This is a genomic window from Mesorhizobium sp. P2_E7 (assembly GCF_056403855.1).
This window is the reverse complement of record NZ_JBFUER010000008.1, coordinates 104,200-121,105: the sequence shown is the minus strand read 5'-3', so window position 1 is coordinate 121,105 and position 16,906 is coordinate 104,200. Positions and strand designations below refer to the sequence as shown.

General features: G+C 63.1%; 13 protein-coding genes and 1 pseudogene. 1 reads left to right on the top strand and 13 read right to left on the bottom strand.

Going from position 1 to position 16,906, the window contains the following annotated elements:
* Positions 1 to 7: 7 nt before the first annotated feature.
* The 7 genes from AC1DYC_RS28165 to AC1DYC_RS28135 form a co-directional block, all read right to left on the bottom strand.
* Complete coding sequence (locus tag AC1DYC_RS28165) at positions 8 to 1,141, bottom strand: ABC transporter permease (protein WP_477410967.1); 1,134 nt, start codon at positions 1,139 to 1,141, stop codon at positions 8 to 10.
* Positions 1,142 to 1,165: 24 nt separating this feature from the next.
* Positions 1,166 to 2,704, bottom strand: a complete 1,539-nt coding sequence (locus AC1DYC_RS28160) for a sugar ABC transporter ATP-binding protein (RefSeq protein WP_477410966.1) — start codon at positions 2,702 to 2,704, stop codon at positions 1,166 to 1,168.
* Entirely contained in the window at positions 2,701 to 3,351 is a 651-nt protein-coding gene (locus AC1DYC_RS28155) for a DUF2291 family protein (RefSeq protein ID WP_477410965.1), read from the bottom strand. Before AC1DYC_RS28155 ends, AC1DYC_RS28160 begins: the two co-directional genes overlap by 4 nt.
* A 33-nt stretch (positions 3,352 to 3,384) precedes the next feature.
* Positions 3,385 to 4,407 carry a sugar-binding transcriptional regulator gene (locus tag AC1DYC_RS28150; protein WP_477410964.1) on the bottom strand — a complete coding sequence of 341 codons (1,023 nt, stop codon included), beginning with the start codon at positions 4,405 to 4,407 and terminating at the stop codon, positions 3,385 to 3,387.
* 383 nt (positions 4,408 to 4,790) lie between these two features.
* Positions 4,791 to 6,503 carry a glycerol-3-phosphate dehydrogenase/oxidase gene (locus AC1DYC_RS28145; protein ID WP_477410963.1) on the bottom strand — a complete coding sequence of 571 codons (1,713 nt, stop codon included), beginning with the start codon at positions 6,501 to 6,503 and terminating at the stop codon, positions 4,791 to 4,793.
* Positions 6,500 to 7,276, bottom strand: a complete 777-nt coding sequence (locus AC1DYC_RS28140) for a DeoR/GlpR family DNA-binding transcription regulator (protein ID WP_477410962.1) — start codon at positions 7,274 to 7,276, stop codon at positions 6,500 to 6,502. The genes AC1DYC_RS28145 and AC1DYC_RS28140 overlap by 4 nt, the downstream gene beginning before the upstream one ends.
* Entirely contained in the window at positions 7,273 to 8,796 is a 1,524-nt protein-coding gene (locus tag AC1DYC_RS28135) for an FGGY-family carbohydrate kinase (RefSeq protein WP_477410961.1), read from the bottom strand. Before AC1DYC_RS28135 ends, AC1DYC_RS28140 begins: the two co-directional genes overlap by 4 nt.
* Before the next feature lie 717 nt (positions 8,797 to 9,513).
* Here AC1DYC_RS28135 and AC1DYC_RS28130 point away from each other — a divergent pair.
* Positions 9,514 to 9,762: pseudogene (locus AC1DYC_RS28130) on the top strand (M20 metallopeptidase family protein); the annotation flags it as partial.
* A 532-nt stretch (positions 9,763 to 10,294) separates the two neighbouring features.
* Here the strand turns inward: AC1DYC_RS28130 and AC1DYC_RS28125 are convergent.
* From AC1DYC_RS28125 to AC1DYC_RS28100, 6 genes are all read right to left on the bottom strand, one after another.
* Positions 10,295 to 10,804 (bottom strand): flavin reductase family protein, encoded by a 510-nt coding sequence (locus AC1DYC_RS28125; protein ID WP_477410960.1) that lies wholly within the window; start codon positions 10,802 to 10,804, stop codon positions 10,295 to 10,297.
* Between the two features lie 27 nt (positions 10,805 to 10,831).
* Complete coding sequence (locus tag AC1DYC_RS28120; protein WP_477410959.1) at positions 10,832 to 12,262, bottom strand: FAD/NAD(P)-binding protein; 1,431 nt, start codon at positions 12,260 to 12,262, stop codon at positions 10,832 to 10,834.
* Positions 12,259 to 13,434, bottom strand: coding sequence for an FMNH2-dependent alkanesulfonate monooxygenase (ssuD, locus tag AC1DYC_RS28115; RefSeq protein ID WP_477410958.1), 1,176 nt, complete (start codon positions 13,432 to 13,434; stop codon positions 12,259 to 12,261). Before ssuD ends, AC1DYC_RS28120 begins: the two co-directional genes overlap by 4 nt.
* Before the next feature lie 33 nt (positions 13,435 to 13,467).
* Entirely contained in the window at positions 13,468 to 14,715 is a 1,248-nt protein-coding gene (locus AC1DYC_RS28110) for an SfnB family sulfur acquisition oxidoreductase (RefSeq protein ID WP_477410957.1), read from the bottom strand.
* Positions 14,712 to 15,503, bottom strand: a complete 792-nt coding sequence (locus AC1DYC_RS28105; protein ID WP_477410956.1) for an ABC transporter ATP-binding protein — start codon at positions 15,501 to 15,503, stop codon at positions 14,712 to 14,714. The genes AC1DYC_RS28110 and AC1DYC_RS28105 overlap by 4 nt, the downstream gene beginning before the upstream one ends.
* Before the next feature lie 65 nt (positions 15,504 to 15,568).
* Positions 15,569 to 16,900, bottom strand: coding sequence for an ABC transporter substrate-binding protein (locus AC1DYC_RS28100; protein WP_477410955.1), 1,332 nt, complete (start codon positions 16,898 to 16,900; stop codon positions 15,569 to 15,571).
* Between the last annotated feature and the right edge of the window lie 6 nt (positions 16,901 to 16,906).

The window sequence follows — 16,906 nt, the reverse complement described above, 5'->3', positions numbered from 1 at the left end:
CTGCCGGTCACCCGGCAGTCTTCCCTTGGGCAGGATTGGCCGCTTCGGCCTTCCCCCGTTTCTGAGAAGTCGGTTGGCCGCCCGTCGAAGCTGGAAGCTTGCTACGGCGGCGATACTGAACGGCATTGAGGAGCACGGCGAGCACGATGACGGCGCCGGTGAACACTGTCTGCCAGTAGGATGAGATGCCGATGATCACCAGACCATCGGAGAGGAAGCCGATGACGAAGGCCCCCAGCAAAGTGCCACGGATGTTGCCACGGCCGCCGGTCAGCGCCGCGCCGCCGATGACGACGGCGGCGATCGCAGTCAGTTCGTAGGTGGTGCCGGCGGTCGGTCCAGCCGAGGTCAGCTGCGAGGACAGGATCAGGCCGGCAATCGCGGCGCAGATGCCCGAAAGCACATAGACGGAAATCTGCACGGTCTTGACCGGAACGCCGGAGAGTTCGGCGGCGCGCTCATTGCCGCCCGAGGCGTAGAGCCAGCGGCCAAAAGCGGTGCGGTTCAAGACGATGCTGCCGATCAGCGCGATGACCGCCAGCACCACGACGCCGGTCGGCACGCCGAACAGACGGTTGAAGCCGAGCGCGTCGAAGCCGGTGTTGCCCAGCTCCGGCTTGCCGCCGAGATTGTTATAGGTCAGGCCGCTGGTCATCAGCAGCGCCAGGCCGCGCGCCATGTACATGACACCGAGCGTGGCGACGAAGGCCGGAACCTTGAAGCGTGCGATCAGCACGCCGTTGATCAGCCCGACAGCAGCACCCAGCATGCAGGCCAGCACCGCAACCACCCAGACCGGCGGGTAGAGAACGACGCCCAGCCAGGTCAGCGTCACGCCTTGCATCAGAAATCCGGCGACGACGCCGGCAAGCCCCAGCGTCGAGCCGACCGACAGGTCGATGCCGCCATTGAGGATGACGAGCAGCATGCCAACGGCGAGAATCCCGAAGATGGCGACATGCGAGGCCATGGTCAGGAAATTCGCCACCGAGAGGTAGTAGGGCGACAGGATCGAGAAGACGACGATGATGACGATCAGGGCAAAGAAGGCCCGGCCTTCGAGCAGCAGCTTGGCCACATCGAAGCCCTCGCCGCCGCTACTCGGGCTGGACTGTTTGCTGGCCTGGCTGACATCGGTCATGTTCGGGGCTCCGAAATTCTGTGATCAGGCGACCACGGCTTCGCCGGAGGCGGCCATGATCTGCTCTTTGGTGGCGTTCGCGCCGAATTCGGCTGAAATCTTGCCGCGCCGCATGACGACGATGCGGTGGGCGATGCTGAGGCACTCATTGACCTCCGAGGTCGAGAAGACGACCGCCAGGCCCTGCGCGGCGCGCTCGCTGAGCAAGCGGAAGACCTCGGCCTTGGCGCCGACATCGATACCGCGGCTCGGCTCGTCGAGAAGGATGACCTTGGGATTTGTCGTCAGCATCTTGCCGATGACGACCTTCTGCTGGTTGCCGCCCGACAGCGATCCGATCATGGCGTTGCCGCCGGCGGTCTTGATGGTCACCTTGCGGATCGAGTCGTCGATCAGTGCGCGTTCCCTCGGCCGGGACAGGAACAGGCCTTTGGCGAAGGCCTCGATGCTGGCAAGCGACAGATTGCGGCCGACGGTCATGGTCTGGACCAGCCCGTCGCGCTGGCGGTCCTCGGGCACCAGCACAAGGCCTCTGGCGATGCGCTGGGCAATGGTCAGTCCCGAGACATCCTCGCCTTCCAGCAACGCGCGCCCGCCAGCCATCGGCACGCGTCCGGCGACGGCTTCCAGCAATTCTGTGCGGCCGGCGCCCATCAGCCCATAGATGCAGACGATCTCGCCTGCCCTGACATCCAGCGACAGATGATCGACGACATAGCCTGAACCCGAAGCGTCGGTGACGCTGACATCCTTGATCGACAGCGCCACCGCGCCGAACGCATGGCCGGTCGGCGGCGAGCCAAGGTCGAAATTCTCGCCCACCATGTTGCGGACGATCCATTCGAGATCGATGTCCTTGGCTTCGGCCGTCGCCGTGATCGCCCCGTCGCGCAACACCACGGCATAGTCGGTGATCTGCAGCGCTTCTTCGAGGTGATGCGATATGTAGACGATGGAAACGCCGCGGCTGGTCAGGTCGCGGATCACCTTGAACAGCACCTCCACCTCTGTGGCGCTGAGCGCGGAGGTCGGCTCGTCCATGATCAGGATGCGGGAATCAACCGACAGTGCGCGTGCGATCTCGACGATCTGCTGCTGCCCCAGCCGCAGATCCTCGACCAGGGTCATCGGATCGATGTCTTCCTCGAGGTCGGCCATCAGCGCCCGCGCCTGACGCGACTCCTCGGCGAAGTCGAGGCCGGTCCTGGTGCGCAGTTCGCGGCCCATGAAGATGTTGTCGCGAACGCTGAGATTCGGCGCCAGGCTGAGCTCCTGGTGGATGATCGAAATGCCGCGATCGCGCGCGTCCGAGGACGAGGAAAAGCTGACGAGATTGCCGTCAAGCACGATGTCGCCGGATGTCGGCGTCACCACGCCGGACAGGATCTTCATCAGCGTCGACTTGCCGGCGCCGTTCTCTCCGAACAGGGTCGTGACCTTGCCGCGATGGATGTCGAAGTTCACGCCTTTGAGCGCGTGGACGCCGCCATACGACATGACGACATTGCGCGCCGAGAGCACGGCGTCGCCATTGGCGGGCTCTGTGCCGGAAGCCGAATTCATTTGACCTCCAGCCTCACCGGCGTGACCAGCCAGCTCTTCGGATTGACCAGCTTGAAAGCGCCGACCACCGCTATGGTCTTGCCGGTCAAGGCGCTGGTATCGACTTTCGCCAGCACCTCCGTCTTCATCTCGTTGTTCAACGCCGAGCCGGCATCCTGATATTCGATCTGGTTGGTGAACTGACCGAAGGTGATCTTGCCGGTGGCATCGCGAAGCTCGGTTCCATTGATGGCCGGTCCCGTCTGCACGCGGACCGTCAAAGTGTCCGGCAAACCGTCAACGGCGACCTTGTAGATGCCCGATTTGCCCTCGCCGACGACGCCGGTGAATTTGATCGAGATGACCGGTCCGACGCCCGCGGGCACCCCATATTCCTTTTCGGCCGTCGCCCTGTCCTTGGCAATCGCCGTCGCCACCGTCGCGGCATCGGCGGCCCGCGCTTCGACATCGGCCTGCACCTTGGGAAACTCCGACTTGCCATAGTCGGCGGCGGAAAAGACGGCATTGCGGACGTCGCCGGCGGAGCCGATCTTGATCACCTTGGTGTCAAGCGCCATGGCGCCGAGCAGAACCAGAACCGCAGCGCCGGCTAGTGCCCGGCGCAGGCCAGGCGAAGCCTGCCGGGCGGAGGCAGCCTTCGCGCTCATGATGCAATCACCAGCGATACGGATTTTCGGTTGTCACGCATTCGTCGATCCTCCGTTCGCGCGGCGCTTCGTGGCACCGGTTGCATCATCGAGCCGGCTTTGCTCGACGAGCGCGCGGGCCGTGCATTCATCGGTGATCAGGCCGCTGAGATAACGGCTTTCGAGCACCGCCTTGATGGCGCGCACCTTCACCTTGCCGCCGGCGACGGCAACGATCCTGCGGCCCTTCAACTGGTCGCGCGGAAGCGCCAGGATTCTTTCCGACAGCGCTGTTTCGACAGGGCGCCCCTTGTCGTCGAAGAAATGCGCCAGCAATTCACCGACGCCGCCGTCACGCTTGACCTCATCGATTTCGGAAGGCTCGATCATGCCTGTCGCGACCAGCGATGCCTCCCGCTCGGCCGTGCCTATACCGACGAACATCAGGTCGGACCGGCTGGCGAGAGCGAACACATCGCTGATGCCGCGCTGGCCAAGCAGCACCTCACGGTCCTCGGCGGTATTGGCGACAAAAGGCACCGGCATGACAAAGGCCTGCGCGCCGGTCCGCTCGGCCAGGCGATGCATGACGTCGTGCGGGTTGGCGGCGAATTTGCGCGTCACGCCGCCGAGCAGCGAGACGAAACGAATGTGGGCGGCAGGAGTGCGCGTCAGATACTCGACGCTGGCGGCAAGCGTACGGCCATGGCCAACGCCGATCAGCATGTCTTCGCCGCGATCGATTTCGCGCTTCAAAAACTGGGCGCCGGCAATGCCGAGCCCCTTCAACGGCAGTTCGTCCTGATCGAGATCGGGAACCACCTCGCAATAGTCGAGCCCATAGGCGGCGGTCAGGCGCTGTTCCAGGTCTACGCATTCGGCGACGTCGCCGTCGATGAAGACCCTGACCAGGCCGTCCTGGTTGGCCTTGGTGATCAGCCGGTGCGCCTTGAGGCTGGTCAGGCCAAGCCGCTTGGCCACCTGGGCCTGCGTTAGACCGCCGGCATAGTGAAGCCAGGCCGCGCGCGTGGCGAGGCTGGACTCATGGTCGCGGTTCGCGGTTCCGCCGGATTTCAAGCCATCCCCTCCCCAGGGTGATAATATTATCTTTATGTGCAAAAATTTTCATACCTTTGCATCGCTGTCAATCCCTCCGCGGATGGTTGCCTCAGCCGACGGGTCGGCAGCCAACACAGGCCTATTAGGAAGTCAGCATATGAGGCGATCATATGGCTGTGTTAATTTAACGTCAATCTATGTTATCTCATGCCAAGCGCAACAGAAATACGCAGGCGATGGCAGCCGGGATATCCTCTAAGTATCTATTTTTGCTTGAATTTGTCTGCGCACGGTAAAATCCCAAGCTGGCTGTGAGATGAGACGTTTTGTGCACAAGGCGCAACGAGGGCGAACCCATCGGATTGCCTCGGGAAAAGCTATCGGCGTCGGCGATGGCGCGATCAGTCCAGCCGCATCAGGTTCCTGCCCTCGAGCTCGACAACAGTGGCTTCGACTTCCCGCGCGAGGCGCTCAGCACTCCACGCCAACGCCCGCCCGGCGATCGCGGCAATCTCCTGCAGGTCGCGGCTTGTCAGCGAACTGCCAATGGCCAGTGTGCTGCGGCGCATGACGATGTCGGCCAGATGTTCGACGAATTCGTTGCGGGCGATGTAGTCGATTTCCGCCTTGCCATAGCCTTCGGAGTCCGGCAGGCGACCCTCATCATTCGGCGCCCACTTAGCGATCTGCGCGGCCCTGGTCCCGTAGCGTGACAGCAATTGGTCGAGGCGCCCTTCCCCGGCGCCCGTTGCCTGCCGTGCCTCAGCCAGCCAGTTTGCGCGCGCCGCGGCATCGGCCGGAAAATCCCTGCCGCCGCCGATCGGCATGGATTGCGTCGACACTTTGCGGCTGCGCTGCAGGCGGCCGAGCACGGTGTTGGCAACTTCCTCGGCAAAACCGCGAAACGTCGTCCACTTGCCGCCGACCAGCGAAATGACCGCAAACGGCCTGTTGCCGTCCGGCTCGGCGACCGGCGCCGAATGGTCGCGGCTGATCAGTCCGGGCGTCGCCGCCTCGGACGTCGGCAGCGGTCTGATGCCGCTATAAGCATAGACGATCTGGTCGCGCTCGAACGCCATTCCCGGCAGCAGCGATCGCACGCTGTCGAGCAGATAGTCGACTTCTTCGGGTTCACAGCGCACCGCGTCCGGATTGTTGGCCTTGATGTCGGTCGAGCCGACCAGCGCCAGGCCGAGATAGTCGTAGACAAGGCAGATGCGGCCGTCATCGGCCTCGAAATAGAGCATGCGCCCGGCCAAGCTTTCGACCAGTTCGTCATGCTTCAACAGGATGTGCGAACCCTTGGTGCCACCGATCATCTTCGACGGCGCGCCAAGCAACGCGTTGACGTCATCGATCCACGGACCGGCGGCGTTGACCACCAGCTTCGGCCGCACCGAAAATGCGCTGCCGTTTTCCGGCCGGAAGGTGAGCACGCCATTGGCTGAAGTATCGAGTGCCGTGTAATTGGCGCTTGCGGAGGCTGCATTTGCCCTCAGCCCGTCGAGGATCAGTTCCAGCACCAGTCTTTCGGGATGGCTTACCTTGGCATCGTAATAGGTGCCCGTGGCAACGATCGCCGGGTTGAGCGCCGGCATCTCGCCTAGCGCCTGCCGCCGCCCGACCATGCGGTGGCGTGGCATGACCTGGTTTCGTGAGCCATAGAAGTCATAGATCATCAGGCCGATCTTGATCAGGATGGCGCCGCGGCTGCGCGGTGCGCTGGTCGAGCCGAACAGCGTGCGCAGCGCCGCCAGCATGCCCTTGCCCCACGAGAAGATCGGGATGACGGTCGGCAATGGGCTGACATAGTGCGGTGCGTTTTGCAGGAGCAGATTGCGTTCGAGCGTCGACTGCGCCACCAGCCCGAACTCGCCGGTTTCGAGATATTTCAGGCCGCCATGGATGAGTCGCGACGGCGCGGCACTGGTGCCCGAGCCGAAATCCGCCTTGTCGACGATCAGGCATCTGACGCCTTGCGCGCACAGGTCGCGAAACAGGCCTGCCCCGTTGATGCCGGCGCCAAGAATGACGACGTCGACCTCGCCGGCCGCAGCCATGGCGGCGAGACGCCCGGCGGGATTGTCCGCACCTGCTCCGTCAGTTGGGCTCATGGCGCTTTCGTCTTGACGATGCGCAGCTTCACGCCGGCTCGCTCGAGGCTCTGCGCCTGCGCATCGCCCAGGCCCTCGGTCACCAGCACGGCATCGAAACTGGTCAGATCGTCGAAGACATGCAGCGCGATCCGGTCGAACTTCGCGTGGTCGACCAAAAGGATGCGCTTGACCGATGCGGCCATCATCGCCTGCTTCACCCGCACGACATTCGGATCCTGGATGAAGGACGTGGTTCCGGTGATCGCGGAAGCCGAACAGATCAGCACATTGGCGCGCAGTTGCGCCACAGCGTTCTCGCAGACGATGCCGATATAGGCATTGTAGGTGCCATGGTACTGGCCGCCGAGGCAGATGAAATCGAGGTCGTCGACATTGATCATCAGCGCCGCCGTCGACACGCTGTTGGTGACGACCGTCAGCGGTTTGACGTCGAGCAGCAGTGTCGCGACGGCGTTTGCAGTCGATGAATCGTCGAGCATCACCACCTGGCCGGCCTCGACATAATCCAGCGCTGCCCGCGCCAGCGCATCCTTCTCGGCCCTGTTGACCGTCACCCTATAGCGGAAGGCGCTTTCGTAGAGACCGGACGGCTGAACCGTCACCGCACCATGCAGCTTGCGCAGCACGCCCTGCTGCGCAAGCCGGTCGATGTGCCGGTGGATGGTCATGCGCGACACGCCGAAATGCTCGACCAGATCGTCGATGCGCACCTGCCCCAGCTTGATCACATAATCGGCGATCTCTTCGCGTCGTTCGTCGGCCTTGATCATGCATTTCCCCCCGGCCGCGCCAGCCTTTCGATGTCAGGCCAATGCGACTTCATCTGCTCGGCTATGCGGCAGTAGAGCGAAAACCGCTCATTGAACACGGCGCTGGAGGCGGGCACGGGCTGGTATTTCCGCTCCGTCATGCCGACCTGCTTGGCGCCCTGTTGCGGCGTCGCGAAGATCCCGACCGCGGCCCCCGCGCAAAGGGCGGCACCCAGGGCCGCGGCCTCGTCGGTCGAGGTGATGGTGACCGGAGCGTTCAGCACGTCGGCAAACATCTGGACGAAGGCAGGATTGCGCGAACCACCACCGGTCAGGCGGATCTCGCGAACGGCAAAGCCCTCGCGCAAGGCCTCGACATGGGTGCGGTGATTAAAGACAATGCCTTCCAGAACCGCCTTCAGCATATCGCCGCGATTGTGCCAGCCATGCAGACCGACAAAGCTGCCGCTCGCGACGTCGCCATAGGGAGAGCCGAACAGATAGGGATGGAACAGGATGGTCGAAGGGTTTTTCAGCGCCGCGTCGATCTCGCCTGCCAGCAATTCGTGGATGGAGCCTCCATCCGTCCTGTCCTGCTCCGCGCGGCAGAACGTGTCGAGAAACCAGTCATAGTTGGCGGTCGAGGCCGGCGAGATCGCCATGTTGTTCCAGCGGCCGACGTCCAAGGCGTTGCGGCAGAACCAGCGCCGGTCGACGCGCGGCTCTGACGAAACGACTTCGTTGATGGAATAGGTGCCGGCGACGATGGCGAGCGTGCCCTCCTCATGGCCGCCCATGCCAAGTGCGGAGGCGGTCACGTCGTGCAGGCCGCAAGCGACGGGTGTGCCCTTGGGCAGGCCAGTCATGTCGGCGGCCTCGGCGGTAACCTGTCCGACGATGTCGGCCGAATGCGCCACTGGTGGCAGCGCCTCGAACAGGTCGTCCAGGCCGAAGATGCGCATCGCTTCCGGCGCAAACGCTTGCGTGCGGAAATCCGTGAAAGAGGTGCTGGCCTCGGTCCGGTCGGTGCCGATCGTGCCGGTCAGGCAAAAGCGCAGCCAGTCCTTGCAGGCCAGCACATGGCCGATGCGCCCATAGCGGTCCGGATCGTTCTGCCTGATCCATGCCAGCAGCGCCGAGGGCGCTGAGACATGCGGCGCCTGGCCGGTCAGCGCCAGCGCTTCGTCGAAAACCGAACCTTGAGACCATTTTTCGACGATCTCGCCCGCACGACTGTCGAGCGACAGGATGCCGGGGCCTAGCGGCCGGCGGTCCTTGTCGAGCAGATAGACCCCGTCACCATGCGCGGTCGCCGCCACCGCCCTGATGTCGCTGGCCGGGCGGCCGCACAGTGCGATCGCCTCGCTGATGGCCTCGGCAGTGGCTTGCCAGAGGCCGGCCATGTCGCGCTCCACCCAGCGCGCATGCGGCATCGATTGCGGCACCCGCCGCCGCGCCACCGACAGCTGCGTGCCGTCGGCATCGAAGATCACTGCCTTGGTGACGGTGAGGCCGTTGTCGATTCCGAGCAGGCAGGGCATGCTTACCGCCTCATTCAGCAACTGGCGATGCGCACTGCAGGCGATCCCTGTAGGCTGAGGCGAGGGCGACAGGCATAGCGACAATCAATGGAGCAAAGCGACATTAAAGCGGCAGGTACCTTGCGGGTCAAAATGAACCATATTCCGTTGTTAATTTAACGTCAATAAGTGAGATCGGTGTACACAGGTCCATAAATTTTGGCGACCCCAAGAGGTAAAATATCGTAAAACGGCTCATTTTTTGCCTTTTTTTGACAATAAAATATACCACTGTGCTCGTTCCATTTTTCAGAAAACGCGCGCTTGGCAGGCTGATTGGCCATCGCGGTCGATCTGTCGTCATCACTTCCAGTTCGCATCGCACCGACCAACCGCTATTCGGCTCGCAAAGCGGCGAGCGCTGATTTCACTGGTTTTTCGTGGGCCAAATCAAGAAGTTTCCCGTATCGTTCCGCGTCCCAGTGGATGGGCTGCCAAGTAGACGACCGAGTGTGGTGGGCGAGCTTTCGGATTGCTAGTCTAGAACCGCAAAAGGCACAAACACTGGCCCAGCAAACCGATCGTGGTTCCGCCAGAGTTGCCGGCGTCCAACGCTTGGAGCGCGTTACAAAACGGCCGCAGAACCCTCGGGGCGGGTGGCTCGCGATCAATCTCGCCAAATGCACTCCGAACCGCTACGACGAGCCCGAATGGTTTGCATGCGAAAGGACTGCCAAAATCGAGGAGCCGCGCCTGATCGAAATCAGGCGGAACATTCACGCCCATCCGGAGACCTCATTCGAAGAAATCCGCACGAGTGCGACGGTGGCGCGCGAGCTCGCCCGTCTCGGTATCGAGCACCGGACCGGCATCGGCCGTACCGGCGTTGTCGGCACGATTGAAGGCGCGCGCCCCGGACCTACCCTGCTGATTCGGGCGGACATGGATGCCTTGCCGATCCAGGAGCAAACAGGCTTGCCGTATGCCAGGCAATCGAAGACTTCAGTTGATGATGTGGAGCCGATTTTGAATGAGATGAACCGCAACTCGTTGCTTTTTCTGCGAAAAACCACGTCGGAGCACTCCAGACTACGCCAACCCTACTCCCACTCGATTGTTTGAACAGCATATAACCAGTTGAAATCACTGTCATATATTTTTCGTAACCTTGAAGAGACCGACACTGGAGCCGTCAAAAAACTACACTGTTGATTTTAAAGGAAAAATTGCCACAAAAAAGATTCTGAGGTTTCGCCAACTATCGGGACCAATCGGACGAATTTTGCACTTTTGAGTCTCGACCAGGCGTCGTCTGCCGTCTCGAAAAGTACCGTCAACCACAGCAATTAGGGCATTATTTCATTGCAAAATCAATGATCATGGTGAGCCCGGAGAGCGTGTTAAGGTCGTTGATTTCATTGGCTTTTCGTGGAATCTTCCCGTATGGTTCCGCGAGCCAACGGCCGCGCGTCTTCGCAAAACTCGAGGGCTTGGACTATGCCAGACTTGTGATCGCCATTCAAAGCGGACGTTGGTATGCTCCGTGGTGATAGATCAGTGCCGGACCGGGCTCTCCACTCACCACATGCCGGACGCTGCCGAGGATCAGCGCGTGGCTGTGGCGAATGATGGTGTCCTCGACCGTGCAGTCGACCGCGGCAAGCGCACCTTCGAGTGCCAGCGCGCCGGTTGCATGGCTGGACCAGTGCGCTCCTTCGTAACGCGCCGAACCCTTGAGGCCGCCGCGGCCAGCAAAACGGTCGGCGATCGCGATCTGGTCGGCGCGCAGCACATTAACGCAGAAATGCCGATGCCGGCTGATGGCTGTCCATGTCGACGAGCTCAGATTGATGCTGACGACCATCACCTCGGGTTCGACCGACAAGGAGTGGGCCGTGGTAATCGTTGCGCCCGTCCGTTCGTCGCCAATACCTGCAGTCACCACGGAGACGGCTCCGGCCAGATGTCGCATCGCGAATTTCAGCGGGATCCGGGTTTCATCCAGGAGAATGCGTTCGGTCAGTGTCATCTGGATAGCCTCATCGTGTTTGCAGTGTCACGACGCCTTGCGACGCAACACCGTCTGGTCTCCCAACCATTGGTGAATTTCGGCAGCGATGCCCTCGGCATGCGCGGTGACCTCGGGAATTCCCATCATCTCGCCGACGCTGCCGCGCGCCAGTGGCCCGCTGATGAAAATATTGTCGGCCGCGTGACCTGACGCGCCGACCGCGCGGCCCTGTCTGTCGGTCTCCAGACCGAGGCCGGTTGGGTCAAGACGAACCAGGCCCAGATCTCCAAGGGTGGCAATCGCCGTGTTGGTGCGAAGAATATCGGCATGCGCCGGCCCGGTCGTCACGATCACGCTGTCGAACGCTTCGACGATGAGCTTGTGTTGGCGCCTTGGCCGCTGCGTGACGCGGATGCGCCCGTCGGCCTCCTCGGCCTCGACAATCGATGCGGCGCGATAAGCGAGCGTGCCCTCGGCAAGGCGGCGACCCAGCACGGCTGCGACCTGTGGCGCGATGCGGAAGCGATGCACGTCCCAGAGCGCGCGAAGATGGCGCACCACGCGGCGTTGCTCGGCAAGCGGCAGGGCCTGCCAGATCAACTGCCCCTGACGCCGGACAGCGTCGAGGACCGGATACCAGTCTTCGCCTTGTCGCGTCGCAGTCGCGATCGTTGCCCGTATGCGCCGGAGCAGCTCCGTCGCGCTGTGTGAAGGCGGGCTTGTGAAGTCGCCAATCGGGTCGCCCTGCATCGCAGCTTGCACATGCGAGCGATAGCCATGGCGCGACAGCGCCGTGACGCGGCCGCGATGACCTCCGCGATCGAGCGTGGCGATGACGTCGGCCGAGGTCAGACCGGTGCCGACGATGAGAACATGGTCGTCACGGCCGATCGCCTGCAGCCGTTCGAGATCATAGGGATTGCCCACCAATCCGGCGGCGGCGGCCACGCTGCGCAGCGGCGCCGGCAGCGCCGGCAATGGATGCGTCGCCGCGATCACCACGGCATCGGCGGCAAGCGTTGCGCCATCGGACAGGACGAGCCGGTAGCCCTCGCCACTGCGCTCGACCGAAGCAACCTCGGCCCTGACATGGCGGATCGCCTTGCTCTGCAGGAAGGGCTGCAGGTGGGATTCGACATAGCGGCCGAAGACCCGACGCTGCGGGTAGATCGCACCGCTGGCGGCGATGGCCGCCGCGTCATCAACAATGGCGCCGGTCTGCTCCAGCCAGTCGGAAAAATGGCCTGTCACAGCGGAGATCAGCGTCATCCTGGACGCCCGCACGTTGATGCGGTGCGAAGGATCGGCCGTGGAATAGGCCAGACCATAGCCGAGCCCCTCGCGCGGTTCGACGACCACGATATCGACTGCGCCTGCCGGCAACAGCCGCGCCAAATGAAAGGCGGTTGCAGCGCCGGAAAAACCGCCGCCGATGATGGCGACCGCCGGTTTCCTGGCGGTGTGGGAAGCGCTCAAGATTGGCTCGCGCGCAGCGCCGACGGGCGATGATCGCCGGCCACGGTCTCGCCGAACGGTCCCATGTTCACGGTCGTCGGCCGCGTCGAGATTTCGTGATCGAGCGGCAGCAGCGGCAGCACCAATTCGCCGAAGCGATAGGCTTCTTCCAGATGCGGATAGCCGGACAGGATGAAGGTATCGATGCCGATGCGCCGGTATTCGTCGATCCGCTCCGCCACCGTCGCCGCATCGCCGACCAAAGCGGTGCCGGCACCGCCGCGCACCAGGCCGACGCCGGCCCACAGGTTCGGGCTAATTTCGAGCTTGTCGCGGCGGCCGCCATGCAACTTACTCATGCGTGACTGGCCGACCGAATCCATGCGCGCGAAAACTTTCTGCGCCTCGGCGATCGTCTTGTCGTCGAGGCGGCTGATCAGGCGGTCGGCATCTGCCCAGGCCTCGTCATTGGTCTCGCGGACGATGACATGCAATCGGATGCCGAAGCTCACTTCGCGGCCGGCCTTCTCGGCAAGGCCGCGCACATGCTCGACCTTGGCCGCGACGTCCGCCGGCGGCTCGCCCCAGGTCAGGTATTTGTCGATCTGCTCGGCGGCGACCGCATTGGCCGCTTCCGATGAGCCGCCAAAATAGAGCGGCGGGTGCGGCGTCTGCACCGGTGGGAACAGCAGCCTTCCATCCTCGATGCGGAAATGCTTGCCCTCGAAGGCGACGGTTTCGCCGCGCAGCACCGCCTTGTAGATGTCGAGGAATTCCCGCGTCACCTCATAACGCTCGTCATGGCTGAGGAAGATGCCATCGCCCTTGTTCTCGACCGGATCGCCGCCGGTGACGACATTGATGAGCAGCCGTCCGCCCGAAATGCGGTCGAGCGTCGAGGTCATGCGCGCGGCAAGCGTCGGCGACTGTAGTCCGGGACGGACGGCAACGAGGAAGCGCAGCCGCTGCGTCAGCGGCGCCAGCGCCGACGCCACCACCCAGCTGTCCTCGCAACTGCGCCCTGTCGGCAGCAGCGCGCCATAGTAGCCGATGGCGTCGGCCGCCTTGGCCACCTGCGTGAGATAGGGCAGGTCGACCGCCCTGCCGCCCTCGGAGGTGCCGAGATAGCGGCTGTCGCCATGTGTCGGGAGAAACCACAGGACCTTGATCCTGTCGGGGGTGGCAGTGCTCATGAACAGTCCTTTGTGACTTTACGGCGTTCCCGCTCAGCTCCAGGCGTGGAGCGGCGGGTTAACGTCGTTCAGGTAATAGTTGCCCAAGATCGCGTATTTCCAGCGCACCGGATCGTGCAGCGTGTGGGTGCGGGCATTGCGCCAGTGGCGGTCGAGATTGTGCTCGGCCAGTGTGGATCGCGTGCCGGCGAGTTCGAACAGCTTGTTGGTGGCGTTGATGGCGATCTCGGTGGTGAGGATCTTGGATTCGGCAACCGCGATCTGGGCTTCGGCGACCGTCTTCTCGTTGGGGTCGGCCACCGCACGATCGACCGCAAGGCCGGCCTTTTCCAGAACCGCCGCGGCTGCATTGGCGCGCAGGCGAAGGTCGCCGATCGCCTGGATCGTATAGGGATCCTGCCAGGCATGATCGACGCCGCTGTCGATCCACGCGCGCGACTTGGTACGCACGAAGCTGACCGTTTCGTCGATCGCTGCCTTGGCGATGCCGAGGTCGACCGCGGCCTGGATGATCTGGAAGATGGGGCCGTCGGCTGTCGGCTTGTCGTAGCCCTTGTAGCCGGGGACGAGATGCGTCTTCGGTACCTTCACATTGTCGAGCAGAACCGTGCCGGAGAGCGTGGTCTTCTGGCCGAAGCTCGACCAGTCGTCGATGACGGTCAGTCCGGGCGCGCCGCGATCGGCGATGGCATACCAGGCGCGCCCCTCGTCATCGAGCGCCACGATCGGCACCAGATGGGCGAGCAGCGCGCCGCTCGAATAGAATTTCTGGCCGTTGACGACGACATGGTCACCGGCATCGACGAACTTCGTCTCAAAGTCGGCGGCACGCTTGGAGCCGAACTCGGAAAACGCGTTGCCGAAGCGTGTGCCGGAGAGCGCCTCGGCAAAGAGCAGCTTTTTCTGCGCCTCGTCGGAGACGGTGCGGATGGCGGCGACGACGCCGAGATGGTTCTGCGGAATCTGGCCGAGCGACGGATCGGCCGCCGAGATGATAGTGATCACCTTCGACAGCGTCACATAGGAGACCTCCGGCCCGCCATAGGCCTTCGGCACATTGATCGACCACAGGCCGCTCTGCGAAAACGCATCGAGCTCTTCCTTCGGCCAGATGCGTTCGCGGTCCCGCTTCGAGGCTTCCCTGGCGAATTCAACGGCTAGTTTTTCTGCGATGGCGATCGCCTCGGCATCGGTCTTGATGACATGCGCCTTGGCCGACGGCCGCTCGACCGGAGGCACGGCGACGCGCGCGTCGGACGGCTGCTTGGATTGGATGGTCATGCTGCTGTCTCCTGGGGAAAGTGTTGCAATGGAAGCGGCGCGCCGCCGAGATAGTAGGTCTTGATGTCGTCGCGCTGGCGCAGGTCTGCCGCCGACCCTTCCAGCACGCTTTTTCCGTTTTCGAGCACGGTGGCGCGGTCGGCATATTTCAGCGCCACCGCCGAATTCTGCTCGGCGACAAGGATCGAAAGACCTTCGTCCCGATTGAGCCGCTTCAAAGCGCTGAAGATTTCGTCGACGATCAGCGGCGCCAGGCCCATCGAAGGTTCGTCGAGAACGAAGAGTTTCGGCCGCGACATCAGCCCGCGGCCGATCGCCGTCATCTGCTGCTCGCCGCCGGAAGTGAGGCCGGATCGCGTGCGCCGTTTCTCGAGAAGCCTCGGAAACAGCGCGTAGACACGCTCAAGGTCGGCCTTGACGCCAACGCGCGAGGACGAGCGCCCCAGCGCCCCGGTCAGAAGGTTCTCCTCGACCGTCAGCGAGCGGAAACAGTGCCGGCCCTCGAGAACCTGCACCAGGCCCTTCCGAACGAGGTGCGAGGGGCTTGCCCTGGAGACATCCTCGCCATCGAAAATGATCCGGCCTGCGGTGACTGAGCCGCGCTCGGCCGGCAGAAGATTGGATGCGGCGCGCAAAAGCGTCGTCTTGCCGGCGCCGTTGGAGCCGAGCAGCGCGACGATCTCGCCTTTGCCGACCGTCAGGTCGACGCCGTGCAAAGCGGCGATGGCGCCGTTGTAGACGGCCTCGACGCGGCTGACCGACAGGATCGGATTTTCCGGGCTGGACATCGATAACTCCGCTGGGAAGATGGATGGCACGGCCGGCCCGCAGGCCGGCCGTGAGTTCGTCAAACTCAGTTGCTGACCACCGCATCGGCGTCTTCTGCCGTGCGGATCTTGAGGCCTTTTTCCTTGGCGTAGGCCTCGGACGACTTCTCGATGATCGGGCGCAGCAGCTTCCAGTCCGGCGCGATCCAGTCGGACACGACGTTCCACTTCTTGCCGTCCCACTGCTGGAAGGTCACGTAGCCGTCACCCTCGTGATTGTCCCAGGAGACGTTGATCGAGTGGAACAGGTCCTTGGCGCCGAGCGCCTCGACGCGCGCCGGATCGAGCTTGAGGTGTTCGAAGCCCCAGCGGACCTCATCGCCGGTCAGCGTGCGATTGCCGAACTTGGCCTGCGCGATGCGGATGGCTTCGACATTGAGGATGCCGTTGACGATGCCGAGATTGTGGTAGACCGAGCCGATGCGGCTCTTGTCCTCGAGATTGCCCTTGCCGGCGCCATAGACGGTTTTGACGATTTCCTGGACCACCGGATACTGCTCGCCCGAGGCCTGGGTGGTGATGGCGGTATAGCCCTTGGCGGCATCGCCGGCGGGGATGACGTCTTCTTCCGAATTCGACCAGACATTGCCGATGATGTGATCGACGGGGAAGCCGGTCTTCTGCGCGGTCTTCAGCGCAACCGGGTTCATCACGCCCCAGCCGCGCAGCACGACATAGTCGGGACGCTCGCGACGGATCGTCAGCCACTGCGCCTGCTGTTCGTTGCCGGGGTGCGGAACCTCGATCTGCGACAGCTCGAAGCCGTATTTCTGCGACAGCAGCTCATAGATCGGGATCGTCTCCTTGCCGTAGGGCGAGCCGTGATAAAGCACCACGATCTTCTTGCCCTTGAGCTTGTCGAGACCGCCTTCCTTGGAGGCGATGTAGTTCACGATGCCCGACGTTTCGCTGTAGGGATTGAGCAGCAGCGGGAAGACGTAGGGGAACACGCGCCCGTCGGTCGTGTCGGTGCGGCCGTGGTTGATGGTGATCAGCGGCACCTTGTCGTCGGTGATGCGGTCGATCATGGCATAGGCGATGCCGACCGAGAGCGGGTTCCAGGCCGCGATGCCGGGATTGCTCTTCAGGCGCTCATAGACCTCGACGCCCTTCTCGACTTCGTACTGGGTTTCGCCCTCGCTCCAGGTCAGCTTGACGCCATTGACGCCGCCGTCGCGGATGTTGATCAGGTTGAGATAATCGATGAAGCCGCCGAAGAAGCCGGTGCCGCCGGCGGCATAGGGGCCGACGCGGTAGCTCTGCAGCGGGAAATACTGTTCGTCGGCGTGCACGGCTGTCGCGCCGAGCACGAAAGCGGTGGCGATCGCCGCTTTCTTGAGGTGACTGAAGAAGGTCATGAATTG